Origin of the sequence: Moorena sp. SIO4A5, from assembly GCF_010672005.1 — a bacterium.
Classification (GTDB): domain Bacteria; phylum Cyanobacteriota; class Cyanobacteriia; order Cyanobacteriales; family Coleofasciculaceae; genus Moorena.
Genome location: NZ_JAAHHZ010000003.1, coordinates 1 through 16,039, shown reverse-complemented (window position 1 = coordinate 16,039; position 16,039 = coordinate 1). Strand labels below are relative to the sequence as shown.

The window sequence follows — 16,039 nt, the reverse complement described above, 5'->3', positions numbered from 1 at the left end:
ATTTATAAGTTAAACGTTAACATCCTCGTTAACATAGGTAACGGGGAACATAAGGGAAGTATAACTAGTTATCAATAAGTTATCAATAATCAGTTAGCACTGCTCTATAACTATAATTATAGCTGATTTTTTAAACCGGATCAAATATAACTATTTTTATAGATAATTTTAATAATTAGTAGTTTATAATCATAATTAATCTGTCAGTTATCATAACGATGATTCCATTAATGCTTCCGATTACATGCTCTAAAATTTACTGACTTGATTGGGGATATTATTGTTATAGATTATCTGCTATCAAGCTCCCTATCAATTTACTTTTATGTTATAATAATTATGAGCATTGCTATAACAATCACCAATTACCCATTCCCGATTACCCATTCCCGATTACTATGGTAAATAACTGACTTTAATGACAAGCTTGGGAAATGACCAAAAAACCAAAAATTATTGTCCTCGATGATGACCCGACTGGCTCCCAGACTGTTCACAGCTGCTTGTTGCTGATGCACTGGGATGTGGATACATTGCGGCTGGGACTAAGGGATAACTCCCCAATCTTTTTTATTCTTACTAATACCAGAGCTCTTAACCCAGAGCAAGCAGCAACTGTGACTCGGGAAGTTTGCCATAACCTCAAAATTGCCATAGACGCTGAAGGAATTAAAGATTTTATGGTAGTCAGTCGCTCTGACTCCACCTTGCGGGGGCATTATCCTGTGGAAACTGATGTAATCGCCCAGGAAGTCGGACCATTTGATGCCCATTTCTTAGTCCCCGCATTCTTTGAGGGCGGACGAGTCACTATCGATAGTGTCCATTACCTAATCATTGATGGTATTAGAACCCCAGTGCATGAGACCGAGTTTGCCCATGATTCGGTATTTGGATATCGCCATAGTTATTTACCCGACTATGTCCAAGAAAAGACCAAAGGTCAGATCAAGGCTGATGCGGTCGAGCGGTTTTTACTAGCAGATATTCGTAACGGTAGCTTGGAGCGCCTTCTCAAACTTACCAATAACCAGTGTGGCGTTGTGGATGGGGAAACCCAAGGGGATTTAGATCAATTTGCGGCAGATGTCCTGAAGGCTGCTGCCCAAGGGAAACGCTTTCTGTTTCGCTCTGCTGCTAGTATTTTAACCTCCCTTGCTAGTCTTGGCCCCCAACCCGTGGCCGCTATGGATATGGCTCAGTATGTCCGAGAGGGGAAACCAGGAGTTGTGATTGTGGGTTCCCACGTTAAAAAGACTACCCAGCAGCTGGAGCAGCTATTGGGAGCATCTGGGATTGGGGGGATTGAGGTAAATGTTGCCAATTTACTAGATGAATCCGAACAGCAACGGGCAAAACTTTTGGCAAGTATTCTCGAGCGGGTTCAGGAAATTCACAGTGCTGGTAAGACACCGGTGGTTTATACCTCTCGTCAGGAATTGGTTTTTGAGGATGTGCAGAAACGGCTGGCCTTTGGAGCAGTAGTTTCAGGCTTATTGATGGATATCGTGAGGGGATTACCTAAAGATATTGGGTTTTTAATCAGTAAAGGGGGTATTACCTCCAATGATGTCTTAAGTACTGGTCTGGCTTTGAGGTCAGCACGACTATTGGGTCAGATCCTTCCTGGATGCTCAATGGTGCGAACCTCTGCTGACCATCCCCAGTTTCCTAATTTACCTGTAGTGCTATTTCCTGGCAATGTGGGAGATGTGAATGGCTTGGTCACGGTTTACCGTCGATTGAGTGGAGAGTAATAATGCTTGACAGGATATCGAGTGTGGGTCTGGGGTGACAGAGCAATAGCACTATTTAAGTATCTTGCCCTTTTGCCCTACACCACCATTAGCTAAAATTCTCAACAGTTATCCAGCAGAACTTGCTGAAGAAGGTATGATCACGGAAGAATCTATCTTCGGTGCGTTAACTAATCTAGCTCCTTGTTGCATGACTTCTGATTCTGCCCAACCATCACCAGTTTCAACGGTTTCCGACGACCGCAACTCGGTAGTTAACTGCCAAGGGCAAGTTCGCTTAAAAAGTGAGGGGAAACGGCTGTTGTTGATCTTGCCACCAGCCACTAAAAACCCTAGTACTGCCAATTGGTCGGACCTATGGGAACAATTCAAGCATCGCCTCAATGCTGGAGAGCGCTTTTGGCAGCCTGAATCCAGTGTCCATATGATGGCTGGGGATCAATTGCTGGATGGGATGAAGCTACAAGCGATCGCTGATGCCCTTGGGGAAGTCCAGTTAAGGCTAAAGCGAGTCTACACCACGCGCCGACAAACTGCTGTGGCTGCTGCAGCTGCTGGGTACTCAGTAGAACAAGAAACCCCTAAGTACTCTTTGAATCAAAAGATTGATCAACCTACTGAATTACTCGCAGAACCTCTGTACTTACAAATGACCGTGCGTTCTGGTATAGAGATTCGTCACCCTGGCACTATTGTTATAATAGGAGACTTGAACCCTGGTGGTGCATTGATTGCAGCTGGGGATATCTTAGTTTGGGGGCATCTACGAGGCATTGCCCACGCCGGTGCGAATGGTAATCGAAAATGTCGGATTATGGCATTAAAAATGGAACCCACCCAGTTGCGGATTGCTGATGCTGTAGCTAGGGCACCGGAGACACCGCCACTTCAGTACTATCCTGAAGTAGCTTACGTGACTTCCCTTGGAATTCGTATTGCTAGAGCTGCTGATGTTGCTAAAACCCACTTGTCGTTGAATTCATGAGTCGAATTATTGTTGTCACCTCTGGCAAAGGAGGGGTGGGTAAAACTACCATTACCGCCAATCTAGGTTTAGCCCTAGCTCGTTTGGGTCGTCGAGTTGCCTTAGTGGATGCAGATTTTGGTTTGAGAAACTTAGACCTGCTGTTGGGACTAGAAAATCGCGTAGTCTACACGGCTATTGAAGTCTTAACAGGTCAGTGCCGCTTAGACCAAGCTTTGGTCAAAGACAAACGGCAGGAAGGACTAGTCCTGTTACCTGCAGCCCAAAGTCGTAACAAAGAAGCCGTTAACCCCAACCAAATGAAAAAGTTGTTGGGGGTGTTAGCCAAGAATTACGAGTACATCTTGGTGGACTGTCCAGCAGGAATCGAAAGTGGGTTTAAAAATGCGGTTACGGCAGCTACTGAAGCCCTAATCGTTGCTACACCAGAGATTACCTCAGTGCGGGATGCTGACCGAGTGATTGGCTTACTGGAAGCGGAAGGAATTAAAAATACCCGCCTAATTGTCAACCGCCTGAAAGCCACAATGGTAAAAGCGGATCAGATGATGTCAGTTCAAGACGTCCAAGAAATTCTTGCTATTCCCCTAATTGGTGTTATCCCCGAAGACGAACGGGTGATTGTCTCCAGTAATCAGGGTGAACCTTTAATCCTATCAGAAAAGAAAACCCTGCCTGGAATTGCCATTGAAAACATTGCTGCACGCTTAGAAGGTGCAAATATTTCCTTCCTCGACCTGATGGCAGAACACGACAACCTAATCAGCCGCTTACGCCGCCTGTTCAGATAAGGTTTTACATTGTGAATTGCCAACAACTAGTTTTGCCAAAGAGCCTCTTCCTTCTCCCCCTGTGTGATTATTCACTACTCCAAAAAGCCCCATGATTATCGAAATTCTAGAACAACTTTTTTCCTGGAGGAGTGCTCAAAGCAGCCGTGAGGAGGCTAAGCGCCGCCTCCAACTGGTAATTGCCCACGATCGCTCTGACCTGAGTCCTAAAATGGTGGAGTCGATGCGGCAAGACATCCTGGAGGTGGTCTCTCGCTACGTTGAGATTGATCCCGATGGGTCAGAGTTTTCCTTAGAAAGCAACCAACGGGCAACAGCACTAATTGCTAATCTACCCATCCGACGAGTTAAGGAAAAACTACTAAAGGAAGAATACCAACGCTTCACTCAAGACGAAGAAGAGTAAGTCTCTAGTAGCTGAAGGGGTGACAAGCTACTTCAAAAGTAGGCCGGTTGTGGGGTAAACCGGTTTGGGGTGTCTAGCTAAATTGAGGCTATTACTTGGCTGAACAATTATCGGATCACCTTTGAAGGTGATTATGAACCAAGGTCTCCTCCTATGGTCACCCCTAAGGGATGGAAGCTAGAGTCGTGTTTATATTTAATTTGGGATCAACTTCCGATACGGTTGAACCCTAACAATGGTAATCTTGAGAGTGGCATTACTAAATGTTAAGACTGTTTTCCAAAATCTGTAACAATAGCTTGACTAAATAAGCGCAATATGGTAGGCACCGCAGAACAAACAAACACGGGCGCTATTGCCCAAATTATCGGTCCGGTTGTTGACGTAGAGTTTCCCAGCGGCAAAATGCCGCAGATTTACAATGCCTTGAGAATTGAAGGCAAAAATGAAGCTGGACAAGATGTTGCTGTGACCTGCGAAGTGCAGCAGCTTCTCGGGGATAACCAAGTGCGCTCTGTTGCCATGAGTGGTACAGACGGTCTGGTGCGGGGTATGGAAGTTATTGATACTGGTGCCCCCATTAGTGTACCCGTCGGCAAGGCTACCTTAGGACGGATTTTCAATGTCTTGGGTGAACCAGTAGATAACAGAGGACCGGCAGAATCTGAGGAGCGCTTCCCAATTCACCGCCCTGCTCCCAAGTTAACCGAGCTGGAAACCAAGCCCTCAGTATTCGAAACGGGTATTAAAGTAATCGACCTGCTGACTCCCTATCGACGCGGTGGTAAGATTGGTCTTTTTGGCGGCGCTGGAGTCGGCAAAACTGTGATCATGATGGAGTTGATCAACAACATCGCCACGAAACACGGTGGAGTATCAGTATTTGGCGGTGTAGGAGAGCGTACCCGTGAAGGGAACGACCTCTACAACGAAATGATGGAATCCAAGGTAATCAACCCGGATGATCTAAACGAGTCGAAAATTGCCCTAGTTTATGGTCAGATGAACGAACCCCCCGGTGCGAGAATGCGGGTGGGTCTGTCAGCTTTGACCATGGCTGAGTACTTCCGGGATGTGAACAAGCAGGACGTGTTGCTGTTTATCGATAACATCTTCCGATTTGTACAAGCCGGTTCGGAAGTGTCTGCTCTTTTGGGAAGAATGCCTTCTGCTGTAGGATATCAACCAACTTTGGGAACAGACGTAGGTGCTCTGCAAGAACGGATTACCTCCACTAACGAGGGTTCAATTACCTCGATTCAGGCAGTATATGTGCCAGCTGACGACTTGACCGACCCAGCCCCAGCAACTACATTTGCTCACTTAGATGGTACAACAGTGTTGTCCCGTGGCCTAGCATCTAAGGGAATTTACCCGGCTGTGGACCCCCTCGATTCTAATTCAACTATGCTGCAACCGAGCATTGTGGGAGAAGACCACTACGGAACAGCTCGTTCTGTGCAGGCAACTCTACAGCGTTACAAGGAACTCCAAGACATTATCGCGATTTTGGGCTTGGATGAATTGTCCGAGGATGACAGACTAACGGTGGCTCGCGCCCGCAAGATTGAGCGCTTCTTGTCTCAACCGTTTTTTGTAGCTGAGGTCTTCACTGGTTCTCCTGGTCAGTATGTTAGCTTGGACGATACTATCAAAGGCTTCCAAATGATTCTGAAGGGCGAATTGGATGACCTTCCCGAGCAAGCCTTCTACATGGTGGGCAGTATTGATCAAGCGATCGCTAAAGCTGAAAAACTAAAGAGTTAAGTCAGGTTTGATGCTAATAAGGTTATCAAGGTTGAAGGTTGAAGGTTATCAAGGTTGAAGGTTGAAGGTTATCAAGGTTGAAGGTTGAAGGTTATCAAGGTTGAAGGTTGAAGGTTATCAAGGTTGAAGGTTGAAGGTTATCAAGGTTGTTCGCGTAGCGTGGCCGAAAGGCCAAGGTTATCAAGGTTGTTCGCGTAGCGTGGCCGAAAGGCCAAGGTTTGGTATTTAAACAGCAACCTAGTAACCAGTAACCAGTAACCAGTAACCAGTAACCAGTAACCAGCAACCTAGTAACCTTCAACCAGTTAACCTGTAACCTGTAACAATTAACCTGTAACAATTAACCTGTAACAATTAACCTTCAACCAGTTAACCTGTAACCTGTAACTTTCAACCTGCTAAACTGCCAAAGTCCAACAAACACAATTGATTCTGCTGATGGCTTTAACTGTTCGTATTATTGCTCCCGACAAAACCGTCTGGGATGACCAAGCACAGGAAATAATTTTACCCAGCACTACCGGTCAGCTTGGGATATTGAGTGATCATGCTCCTCTGTTATCAGCGCTGGATACTGGTGTGATGCGAATTCGTTCAGACAAAGAGTGGATACCAATTGCTCTTATGGGTGGATTTGTGGAAGTTGAAGATAATGAAGTGACGATTCTTGTCAATGGTGCTGAGTCCAAAGATGAAATTGACAAGGATGCTGCAGGTGTTGAGTTCAACGAAGCAAAAGCTCGTCTAGAAGAACTTCAAAACGAGGAGAATACCCAAGAAAAAATCCAAGCAACTCAAGCCTATAAGAAAGCCCGTGCTCGCTTTCAAGCTGCTGGTGGCATGGTGTAGTAACACAAGGGTAAATTCTAACCCCGTAAACGAAGTAAGGAAGGCATGTAAACCTTATAAGCTCCGCGCTCTCCACACCCCCCGAAACAGGGGGGTAGGGGAGCGTCTGGAGTTGGTCAAGGTCAGTCTTTTGCTTGGATTAAGGTAATTGGATTAAGGTAATTGGATTAAGGACGTTGTTCAACTAAGGAATCATCTCAACGATGGTCGGATGAGTGGTCAGTTACCAATTCCCAATTCCCAATTCCCCTCAATCATTAGATTAATCAGCAAGGCTGGATTAAGCACTACCAGTAAAAACGACTTCCGGGAACTTAGCCTGAGCCTCAGACATAGGTCTACGCCTACCTTCCTCTTGCCAGTAGTTAATAACTTCAGTGGCTTTGTTGAGGATTTCAATGCGATCAGCTTCAGTAATCCAGTGTTTGGCTTCCATCTCATCCTTGAGCTGTTCCCAGGCATCGTTCCGGGGCCAGAAAAAGTAACAAGTTAATGGGCTGGTGCCTTTGCCGACAATTTGATCAACTGCCAGGGCTACATTCTCATCTAGCCAGAGAACTTTTAATAGAAATTTTGACAATCAGGCCTCCCTCAGATATCCCAGGTTATCTTTAACTATAATCTATTGTACAATTGATGATTTTAGCGCAAGAAGACTGTTCTTGATCAAGATTCAGGGATAGGTTTGTAGTTAAATAGTTGGTAGTATTGGTGCTGATCAGCAATATTGGCTCAACTAGCCCAAGCGTGCATGATGCCTAGTTCAGAAACATTTATTCCTAACTTTAATGCCATAGTGGTGTTCGACATTGACGGCGTGGTGCGTGACGTTAGTGGTTCTTACCGTAGAGCGATCGCAGATACGGTAGACCATTACACTGGTGGTGCCTATCGACCCACGATGGTAGAGATTGACCAACTCAAATCAGAAGGGCTATGGAATAACGACTGGGATGCATCGCGAGAATTAGTTTATCGCTACTTTGAGGCTCAAGGAAAAACGAGATCCCATTTTTCTCTCGACTATGAAGCCCTTGTTGATTTTTTCAATTCTCGCTATCGAGGAACAGATCCCAACCATTGGACTGGGTACATTTGTGACGAACCGTTATTGTTACAACCCAGTTATTTACAGAGTTTGACAACAGCAGGGATTCCTTGGGGTTTTTTCAGTGGGGCAACACGACAGGAAGCGAACTATGCCCTAGAAGGACGACTTGGTCTCGAACGGCCTGTTTTAATTGCGATGGAAGATGCTCCTGGTAAGCCTGACCCTACAGGACTGTTTGCCGTAGTTCTACAACTAGAACAGAACCACCAAGTTAAGGTGAAATTGCCAGTTATCTACGTTGGTGACACAGTTGCTGACATGTACACTGTTGAAAAAGCCAGAGACTCTCATCCAGAACGAGTTTGGGTTGGGGTAGGGATTTTACCCCCTCATGTGCAGGAGATACCAGAACACCGGGAGGCTTATGGAGAGAGGCTAAAAGCTGCTGGTGCAACAGCGGTTTTTAATAATGTTGAGCAGCTGACTCCTGAACAGATTCAGAAAATAGTACATCAGGGTTAATGGTTGTTAATAGTTGAACGCGCACCCGTGGCCAAAAGGCCAAGGTTGAGAGTCCTTGAGGTTAAAAGTCAAAGTCAATAGTCAATCTTCCAAAAATTCACAGGTTGACGAAAACAAAAGCGAGGTCTTGGGGTTACCCCCAAGACCTCGCTGCATTAAAAGCGGGAAGCTCTTGACCTTGCCATTGGCATATCCGTTTCTCTGTGTGTAGTGGGACTTGACCCTTTACCCTTTCACCAGCTCATCCTTTAGAGCCAGTAAATGTTACCCCAGAGATAAAGTAACGATTGAAGAAGGCGTAAATCCCCAAAGCCGGTATAGTAAAGACCATTGAGGCTGCCATAATGTAGTTCCAATAACTAATGTATTGCCCCTTAAAGGTATTTAAACCTAAGGGAAGCGTAAACATTCCTGGGTCAGAGGTAATCATTAGGGGCATTAAGAAATTATTCCAAGACCCCATAAAAATAAAGATCGCTTGTGCTGCCAAAGCTGGCTTGGCTAAAGGCAGGACAACCTGCCAAAAGGTTTCCCAGCGACTTAATCCATCCAAGGCAGCAGCCTCTTCAAGTTCCTTAGGAAAATTGATAAAGAACTGCCGCATCATAAAAATAAAGGTGGCATTCACTGCACTCGGTACAATCAATCCTTGGTAGGTATTCAGCCATCCCAAAGACTTTAAGATTAAATAACCAGGAATTAGGGTGACTTGTCCAGGAATCATCAAAACTGCCAAGATTATTCCCAACAATAATGAATTACCTGGAAACTTAACTCTGGCTAAGGCATAACCTGCCATTGAGTTAAATATAATATTCAAGCCTGTTACACAAACACCAACCAAGACACTGTTTAAAAACCAGCGCCCAAACAAAGGGGATTCAATGAAAATATTGCGGTAGTTATCGAAGGTAAAATCATGGGGTATAAAATTCAACCCGCCAGCGATAATTTCCTCAAGGGGTTTAAAGGAGGCTGATAAAGCCCAAGCAAAAGGTAAAAACGTAATAATGGCATAGAGGATAAGAATGCCATAAAATATCCCTCTGATCCAACGAAAATTATTCACTCTTCTTTGATCTCCTAATTCGCTTTTTCTTCTCTAAAGAAGCCGCGTTGAATCAGTGTTGTCACTAGAATTACACCAGCTAACATTAATGCCAGTGCAGCGGCGTAACCCATATCCAGACTTCTAAACGCATACTGGTAGATCAGAAGCACAACCGTCAGGGTTGAGTTGTTTGGACCACCGGTGCCACCCGAGAAGATGTAAGACTGGTCGAATAACTGAAACGTGCCAATGATACCCATAACCATAACGAAAAATGTAACTGGTTTGAGTAAAGGCACGGTAATATTTATGAACTGATCGAACTCATTGGCCCCATCAAGTTTTGCCGCTTCATAAACGGACCTAGGTATATCTTGCAGCGCTGCCAGGTAAATCACCATGAAAAACGGTGCTGTAGACCAAATATTCATTATCATAATGGATTTGAGAGCCACACTTGGGTCTCCTAGCCAGTTATAGGTCGGTAAACCAAAGAAGTCTAGTAATCCATTAAGTAGACCATTAGAATTATAAATCCAGATAAATATCAGGGTTAAAACCGCTGATGAAGTGACAGTCGGGAGAAAGAAAATAATCCTGAACCATTTTTTTCCTTTAATTTCTTTATTGAGGACTAGAGCTAAAACCAGAGCAAGGATTGTTTGACAAGGAACAACAATAATGACATACTCAATTGTATTTTTTAGCGCAATCCAAACTCGCTCATCCTCAAAGGTACGGAGGAAATTTTTTAACTCGACAAATCGGTAACTCAGGCCTCCTAAAATCTCAACTTTATGGAAGGAAAGGAAGATTGCATAGATAATTGGTGCAATCAAAAAGGTTCCTAAAACTAGAATAGTAGGAGCCATGAAGAGGTAGCCAGATATAGCTTCCCTAACTTTGGCTTTCTGCCAAAATCTCTTCAATATGACATCCCTCGATTTGACGTTTTGGTCAACTCCAAGTTTAGCTTTAGCTAGTGACATTTGTTAGTAGTTACTCGCTTGAATTTCTTTGTTAGCAGTTTGTTGTGCTTTTTTCATGGCTGACTTCAAGGATTGCTCACCCAGTAAAGCACTAAGAAACTGATTGTCGAAATGGGTCATAAATATTGGCAATTTTTCATCCTCTTGCCAAATCGTGGCGTAGTCAGCACCAGCAATAAAGGGGGTGTAAAGAGGATTTTGTTCATAGCCAAGTTCTGATATGACTGATTTCCGAGCCGGGATTGCCAATCCTCCGTTCGCCCAAGCTTTCATTCCTTCCTTGCCAGTCAAATAAGAAATCAGTTCCCAGGCAGCCTCTTTATTTTTGGCTTGCTTATTCATGACATAAGCAACGGTATAAACCATACTTCCTTTGTGGTTACCAATACTGGGAACTTCCGCAGTGGCAAACTCAATTTTGGGAAATGTCTGTTGTAGGTAAGGAATCGCATAGCTACCTTCAATAACCATTGCTGCCTTCCCTTGGCCAAACATTTCGCTCCCAGAACTAGCTCCAACGTCTGACGGTATGGCAGCAGAATGGTTTTCTCGATACATATCCATCAAAGGTGTTAGACCTGATAGACTTTGCCGAGTCGCGAAGACAGCCTCGCCTTTTTGGTCAACTAACTCACCGCCAAAGGCTTTGATCATGAAGTAGTGACGAGAGAGTTCTGGCGTGATCCCTAATCCATATATGTCAACCCTGCCATTGTGAGTTGTATCCCTGGTCAATTTTTTGGCATAGTCCTCTAACTCTTCCCAGGTTTGGGGAGGGTTGCTTATACTGAGTTGATCGAAATATTTTTGATTGTAGAAAAGGGCAAGGGTTGTAAAATCCTTAGGCAATCCGTAGGTTTTGCCTAAGGATTGGAAGGCTTCCGAGAGATGGGGAGCAAAGTCATCTAAATCTAGGTCCTGGTCCTCAGTGATGTAATCATCAAGAGGCTCCAAAACGCCATGATTCATGAGTAAGGGAGCATCTAGGGCGTCTACATAGAAGACATCAGGAGCAGCATCACCAATCAACCGAGTCTTAATGACATCCATATATTGGTCAGTGATCACTTCAAACTTGACTTTTATGCCAGGATGTGATGCTTCAAACTCCCTCAGTACCTGCTCAAGGAGCTGTTTTTCCTTCGGGCTGCTCTGCCAGCCGCTGAGGGTCACAGTAGAAATGTCACTGGCGATACTGCGGCTACAGCCAGTTAGGAACAGAATTAGAGATAGTAAAATTAGACATCTCGAAAGGATTTGCTTCATGATAAGTAAGGACGGCAAGGGCACCTCCCCTGGAAAACTTATTTCCCGTCTGAGGAGGTGGCTATATACCTAGAAATAATTAGTAAATACAGATGAAGATATGGTTCTTGAGATAACTCGACATCCAAGATGGCTTTCTACAGCTTATTTCTTAAGGTGTCCAAGATGGCTTTCTACAGCTTATTTCTTAAGGTGTCCTTATTTCTTAAGGTGTAAAGCTGTTACTAGCCATATTTATTGGGGTAAAGCTAGCTGTTAGTAGCCAACTTTATTATTGCTTATCCTTATTATACCACCACTTATCTTTAGCTTTAATTATGATTAACCATGATCCCCATCAGGGCTACACTCTTGACTGACTCAACTACGCAAACCGGAGATCAAGACTATGAAGGCGATCCCGCCTTTTTTTTGTCCGTAGCAAGGTAGTGGGAGCTCTTGCGCACGATCTGTCAGATGAAAGATTTCCGTCAATATACTTAATTGTATTTTTGTTGCAATATTTTAATTTTTTTGAGATATTATGTATAAGGTACCCTGTTGCCCCAGGGATAAAAAAGGCAACAGCTGTACCTCGGTCAGTATTGATATGTAGATATTGATATGTAGATATTGATATGTAGATATCGATTCTGGCTACATCGGGATTCCTAAACAAGGGAATAAGGCATTGGCGTGATTTTTCCTCATGATCCATGTCTAGCCCCCTTGCTCCCCCGTTAATTGAATAGCGTAGCCTCCGCTGCTATACCCCGTCATGACCATAGCTCTCCCCGTAGGGCATAGCCCTTAGGAAGTAACCCTTAGGGATGCTCGAAGAGTAATACTTTTCGTATTTCTAAGGGGTTGGGTGAAGGCTAGAGAATAAGTGTTATTGAAAGGTAGCCCTTCTCGAAAAGTAAGGGTTACCGGAGTGTATAGCAGATGTCGCAGGAGCTAGACCTTGCCGGACTCTACCAAGAGTACGGAAGGCTATGGTAGGTCTTCTGCGAGAGTAAGCAAGTCTTACTTCCCTCGTGATTTAAATGGCATAGACTCCTCTTTTAAAACCCCTTTTAGCCGAAGGGGGTTTTAAAAGAGGGTATAGGGGGGATTTAAGAGCAAGCCAAGAGGGTTACGCTATGGGCACGCTACGCCCATCAAGAAGGGGGATGCTGTAGGGAGGATATGGCATAGGAGTTTCGACCTGCCTGCCGATCCAGTACAGGTGCTACCTGAACCAATACGATTTACTCGTCTCCATTTCGCCATTTAAGTCCTCTCTATCTAGCTACCTGAACCGCTATGCTCAGACTCATATCCGATGTCGCCCCAGAAGCTCCGTCTTTGCCGCGATTGCCAGATTTGCTCAAGTCCCTAAACAAGGAAGCACGACCGCCGCTTAGCCCTACTGAAAAAATTCCCAAGGGAGAGATTCGCTCTAGCTTAAGGGCTGCCAACATTGACGGTGTGTTTTCCACCTTCTTTGGCTGTGTCACGGCTGAGGTTTTGCTGACTAACTTCTTGCTGCAACTGGGGGCTAGCAACTTTGAAATCGGTATTCTCACAGGAATACCTCTACTCGCGAATTTTCTACAGCCTATTGGTGCTTATTTATCTGATCGATCCTACAGTCGCCACTGGTTTATCCTGAAAACCTTCGTTCCTTCACGACTACTGTGGTTATTTGTCCTAGCAGGAATTGGGATGTTCTGCACTGGTCTGGCTCCAGCTCATCATCTGGTGTTGTGTACACTGGCGATTAACCTGATCACTCACATTTTTGGAGCTTTGGGTAGTCCCTCTTGGGCTAGCTGGATGGCGGTGTTAGTTCCTGTTCGCCTGCGAGGGCGATATTTTGCACTGCGCAATAGCTTTAATCATTTAACCAACCTACTGTGTGTTCCCCTACTCGGATATATTGTTTCTACCTGGGGAGGTGGCCAAGTTCAAGGCTACGGCGTAATCTTGATTTTGGCTATCATAGCTGGAATACTCAGTTTACTTTTTCAGTTCTTCATGGTAGATGTCACTCCTCAGATACCTTCAAAAAAGACTGCGAAGACTGATGAGACTACTGGTGAAACCTTAGAGTCTGAGGATCAACCCACACCTTCTGATTATGTTGCCTTATTGAAAGATACAAACTTCCTAATCTTTGTACTCTTCTTTGGATTGTGGGTTTTTTCCTTCACCCTCAGCAATCCGTTTTTCAATGTTTATCTGCTCGACAATTTGGGCTTAGATGTTGGTTGGGTAACCCTCTATACGAGTCTGATGGCTGGAGCAAGTTTATTGACACTGATGTACTGGGGTAAGTTGTCTGACCTGATCGGGAATCGCCCAGTACTAATGATTGTTGTGATCATGCTATCTGTGATTCCCTTACTTTGGCTTGGCATCAGCAGCCCAACAACTCTCGCTCTTTGGGTTTGGCTACCCCTTTTATTCTTCGCGACAGGTTCATCTGTGGCAGCCATTGACCTGTGTGCCAATAACATCCAAGTGGAGATCTCACCAGTCCACAAACCCTCCACATATTTTGCGGCGGCTGCAGCATCAGCTGGATTAGGTGGTGCTATAGGTAGTACATTTGGTGGCTTTTTAGCCGAGTTACCTCACTTCGGTGGTTTGCCAACATTATTTGCCCTCTCAGCAGCCCTGCGATTGGCTACCCTTTTACCTTTGGTATTTGTCCAGGAGCCACGGGGTCGGAACCTCAAACAACTGCTTGTTGGTAAGCGTGCTTGAGAATCAATAGTTTAGTCAAGAGTTATGAGTTTAGGGTGCGAACGCACCCTAAACGTAGGTTAAGACTTAACGTTATTGGGTAACTCCTAAAGTATTGACTCTTGAGAAAAGCTAAGGTTGATCAGGTTAATTTCACTTAAGTTAATTTGTAAGCATTCAGCTATCAGTTATCAGTTATCAGCTTTTTAATAAAATAGGTAAAAATTGGTTTAATCTCTGTTACGTCAGCACCTCAAGTAGCGAATGACTGACGGCTGGCGGCACCTCAAGTAGCGTGAGCTTTTAGCTGACGGCTGACGGCTGACGGCTGACGGCTGAATCCTTACGTTAATTTCACTTAAGGTTTAAGAAATTTGCTAACGCCTCAACCATCATTGGTGGCCAACGGCGGACATGCTCTACCCAGTCCAAGTCTTGGTAGCGCTTGTCGAGACCAACGGCTGCCACCCAGTTACTCTCAGCTTCCCCCCGTTTTCCGTTAGCCCACAAAACGGCTGTTAAAGCAGCTCGCAGATCGGCAAATTGGGAGTATTTTCGGATGGTATTGCGCATGATGCCCATGGCTTCTTTGGTTTCACCAATTTGATATAGGGCCAGAGCATAGTTAGCATAGGCAAAGGCAAACTTGGGCGCTAACTCGATGGATTTTTGGTAATTTGCGATCGCTTCTGTCCATTGGCCTAGTCCTGCCTTGGCATTCCCTAAGTTGTTGTAAGCCATGGCATCATTGGGATCAAGTTTTAGCAATCGCTCATAGTCAGCAATGGCATCTTGCCATCGCCCTTGTCCTTCATAGGCAGCACCGCGATTTAGATAAGGGTCAGTGGCTTCTGGTGCTAACTCAATGGCGTGAGTAAAGTCTGCGATCGCATCTTCTAATTTATTCTGGCTGACTCTAAGGTTACCCCGATTACTCCAACCCACGGGATTATCTGGCAACAGCTCAATTAGCTGAGTCCAGTAATTTTCAGCAGTGGGGAATTTCCCCTGATTCGTAGCAGCAAATGCCTTTTTCCTTAACTGGTTAATTTGTTTGATCTGAGCCTTAGTCAATTCTGGGAATTGGGTTTGCGCCATTGCTGGGGGTGTGATGATCGTAGGAGCCGATACAACGACAAGCAGTAAAATCAGTAAAATTCGAATCAAGCGTTTCATATATTATTTCAACTCACACCGCAATCTTGATATTCCTTGCTACTGACTATTAACTAGTGACAGCTCCTACACTGACCTTACAGGTTCAGTGTAGGCTTCCCAGCCAATCCGGGCATCCCTTAGGAGGCGCTGGGCTTTAAGAACGGACTGCCGAGAGACGAAACCTTAGATAGTGGAGCCTTTATTGTTAGTCGGCTATGCATAAAAGGGTTAAAACTTTTTGATTAAGGCTCCACTATCTTACGGTAACTTCAAACCCTGCCGCTCTATTTCGTATATTGATAGCTGCATTATGATCGCGGTCAAGACTGCATCCACAATGGGGACAATCATGCCACCGGACATGCAACTTCTTGGGGACTTTATTGCCACAATTGGAGCAATTCTGTGAAGTATTTTTGGGGCTTACTGGAACCGTTAACAAGCCAGCATTCAAGGCCGTAGGCCACGCTACGCGAACGGCTTTGCTTGCTAGGATTGTCAAGAAGCTTGACCATCCCGCATCCAACACAGATTTAGCCAATCGGGACTTAGCCAGTCCTTTAACATTTAGTTTTTCATGAGCGATTACATCATACTTTGATAGTAGGTGGTTTGTTAGAGTCGATGTCCCCTATTAAGGGGAGCACCTCTCCTTCAGAACCGTGCATGAAGCTTTAACCTCACACGGCTCCTAGATATCCTTTCCTTTCGGAGTGCTCCAATGTATCTGTTGGTGGC

General features: G+C 44.8%; 14 protein-coding genes and 1 pseudogene. 8 read left to right on the top strand and 7 right to left on the bottom strand.

The window, feature by feature from the left end:
* Positions 1-434 precede the first annotated feature (434 nt).
* From F6K57_RS02405 to atpD, 5 genes are all read left to right on the top strand, one after another.
* Positions 435-1,757, top strand: a complete 1,323-nt coding sequence (locus tag F6K57_RS02405; RefSeq protein WP_293064520.1) for a four-carbon acid sugar kinase family protein — start codon at positions 435-437, stop codon at positions 1,755-1,757.
* A gap of 64 nt (positions 1,758-1,821) precedes the next feature.
* The gene (gene minC / locus F6K57_RS02400) at positions 1,822-2,742 is read left to right on the top strand and encodes a septum site-determining protein MinC (RefSeq protein ID WP_293023253.1); all 921 of its coding nucleotides are present in this window, start codon (positions 1,822-1,824) and stop codon (positions 2,740-2,742) included.
* Positions 2,739-3,533, top strand: coding sequence for a septum site-determining protein MinD (gene minD, locus F6K57_RS02395; protein ID WP_293043306.1), 795 nt, complete (start codon positions 2,739-2,741; stop codon positions 3,531-3,533). Before minC ends, minD begins: the two co-directional genes overlap by 4 nt.
* Before the next feature lie 91 nt (positions 3,534-3,624).
* A complete protein-coding gene (minE, locus tag F6K57_RS02390) occupies positions 3,625-3,939 on the top strand; it encodes a cell division topological specificity factor MinE (RefSeq protein ID WP_293023248.1) in 315 nt (104 codons plus the stop codon).
* Between the two features lie 318 nt (positions 3,940-4,257).
* Positions 4,258-5,706 (top strand): F0F1 ATP synthase subunit beta, encoded by a 1,449-nt coding sequence (atpD, locus tag F6K57_RS02385; RefSeq protein WP_293023246.1) that lies wholly within the window; start codon positions 4,258-4,260, stop codon positions 5,704-5,706.
* A 94-nt stretch (positions 5,707-5,800) separates the two neighbouring features.
* Here atpD and F6K57_RS02380 read toward each other — a convergent pair whose 3' ends face one another.
* Complete coding sequence (locus tag F6K57_RS02380; protein ID WP_293023243.1) at positions 5,801-6,007, bottom strand: hypothetical protein; 207 nt, start codon at positions 6,005-6,007, stop codon at positions 5,801-5,803.
* 137 nt (positions 6,008-6,144) lie between these two features.
* Between F6K57_RS02380 and atpC the strand changes: the two genes are divergently transcribed.
* The gene (gene atpC / locus F6K57_RS02375) at positions 6,145-6,555 is read left to right on the top strand and encodes an ATP synthase F1 subunit epsilon (RefSeq protein WP_070391911.1); all 411 of its coding nucleotides are present in this window, start codon (positions 6,145-6,147) and stop codon (positions 6,553-6,555) included.
* Between the two features lie 280 nt (positions 6,556-6,835).
* Here atpC and F6K57_RS02370 read toward each other — a convergent pair whose 3' ends face one another.
* The gene (locus tag F6K57_RS02370) at positions 6,836-7,135 is read right to left on the bottom strand and encodes a 30S ribosomal protein PSRP-3 (protein WP_075897825.1); all 300 of its coding nucleotides are present in this window, start codon (positions 7,133-7,135) and stop codon (positions 6,836-6,838) included.
* Between the two features lie 174 nt (positions 7,136-7,309).
* Between F6K57_RS02370 and F6K57_RS02365 the strand changes: the two genes are divergently transcribed.
* Positions 7,310-8,128 carry a TIGR01548 family HAD-type hydrolase gene (locus F6K57_RS02365; protein WP_293065025.1) on the top strand — a complete coding sequence of 273 codons (819 nt, stop codon included), beginning with the start codon at positions 7,310-7,312 and terminating at the stop codon, positions 8,126-8,128.
* A gap of 241 nt (positions 8,129-8,369) precedes the next feature.
* Here F6K57_RS02365 and F6K57_RS02360 read toward each other — a convergent pair whose 3' ends face one another.
* Genes F6K57_RS02360 through F6K57_RS02350 form a run of 3 tightly spaced genes read right to left on the bottom strand, consistent with a single transcriptional unit; the run spans position 8,370 to position 11,434 of the window.
* Positions 8,370-9,197, bottom strand: coding sequence for a carbohydrate ABC transporter permease (locus tag F6K57_RS02360; RefSeq protein WP_293023236.1), 828 nt, complete (start codon positions 9,195-9,197; stop codon positions 8,370-8,372).
* Positions 9,198-9,211: 14 nt separating this feature from the next.
* On the bottom strand, positions 9,212-10,168 hold the full coding sequence (locus F6K57_RS02355) for a sugar ABC transporter permease (RefSeq protein WP_293043309.1): 957 nt from the start codon (positions 10,166-10,168) through the stop codon (positions 9,212-9,214).
* Between the two features lie 3 nt (positions 10,169-10,171).
* On the bottom strand, positions 10,172-11,434 hold the full coding sequence (locus F6K57_RS02350) for an ABC transporter substrate-binding protein (RefSeq protein WP_293064514.1): 1,263 nt from the start codon (positions 11,432-11,434) through the stop codon (positions 10,172-10,174).
* Between the two features lie 1,284 nt (positions 11,435-12,718).
* On the opposite strand from F6K57_RS02350, the gene F6K57_RS02345 reads away from it, so the two are divergent.
* On the top strand, positions 12,719-14,164 hold the full coding sequence (locus tag F6K57_RS02345; protein ID WP_293023230.1) for an MFS transporter: 1,446 nt from the start codon (positions 12,719-12,721) through the stop codon (positions 14,162-14,164).
* Positions 14,165-14,497: 333 nt separating this feature from the next.
* Here F6K57_RS02345 and F6K57_RS02340 read toward each other — a convergent pair whose 3' ends face one another.
* The gene (locus F6K57_RS02340; RefSeq protein WP_293023228.1) at positions 14,498-15,319 is read right to left on the bottom strand and encodes a tetratricopeptide repeat protein; all 822 of its coding nucleotides are present in this window, start codon (positions 15,317-15,319) and stop codon (positions 14,498-14,500) included.
* Between the two features lie 235 nt (positions 15,320-15,554).
* Positions 15,555-15,914 (bottom strand): annotated as a pseudogene (locus tag F6K57_RS02335) (transposase); the annotation flags it as partial.
* Positions 15,915-16,039 lie beyond the last annotated feature (125 nt).

Excerpts from the sequence above, each read along its gene's own strand:
- F6K57_RS02345 (WP_293023230.1), top strand. The coding sequence starts at position 12,719 with ATGCTCAGACTCATATCCGATGTCGCCCCAGAAGCTCCGTCTTTGCCG.
- atpC (WP_070391911.1), top strand. The coding sequence starts at position 6,145 with ATGGCTTTAACTGTTCGTATTATTGCTCCCGACAAAACCGTCTGGGAT.
- atpD (WP_293023246.1), top strand. The coding sequence starts at position 4,258 with ATGGTAGGCACCGCAGAACAAACAAACACGGGCGCTATTGCCCAAATT.
- F6K57_RS02340 (WP_293023228.1), bottom strand. The coding sequence starts at position 15,319 with ATGAAACGCTTGATTCGAATTTTACTGATTTTACTGCTTGTCGTTGTA.
- F6K57_RS02355 (WP_293043309.1), bottom strand. The coding sequence starts at position 10,168 with ATGTCACTAGCTAAAGCTAAACTTGGAGTTGACCAAAACGTCAAATCG.
- F6K57_RS02365 (WP_293065025.1), top strand. The coding sequence starts at position 7,310 with ATGCCTAGTTCAGAAACATTTATTCCTAACTTTAATGCCATAGTGGTG.
- F6K57_RS02405 (WP_293064520.1), top strand. The coding sequence starts at position 435 with ATGACCAAAAAACCAAAAATTATTGTCCTCGATGATGACCCGACTGGC.
- minE (WP_293023248.1), top strand. The coding sequence starts at position 3,625 with ATGATTATCGAAATTCTAGAACAACTTTTTTCCTGGAGGAGTGCTCAA.
- minD (WP_293043306.1), top strand. The coding sequence starts at position 2,739 with ATGAGTCGAATTATTGTTGTCACCTCTGGCAAAGGAGGGGTGGGTAAA.
- F6K57_RS02350 (WP_293064514.1), bottom strand. The coding sequence starts at position 11,434 with ATGAAGCAAATCCTTTCGAGATGTCTAATTTTACTATCTCTAATTCTG.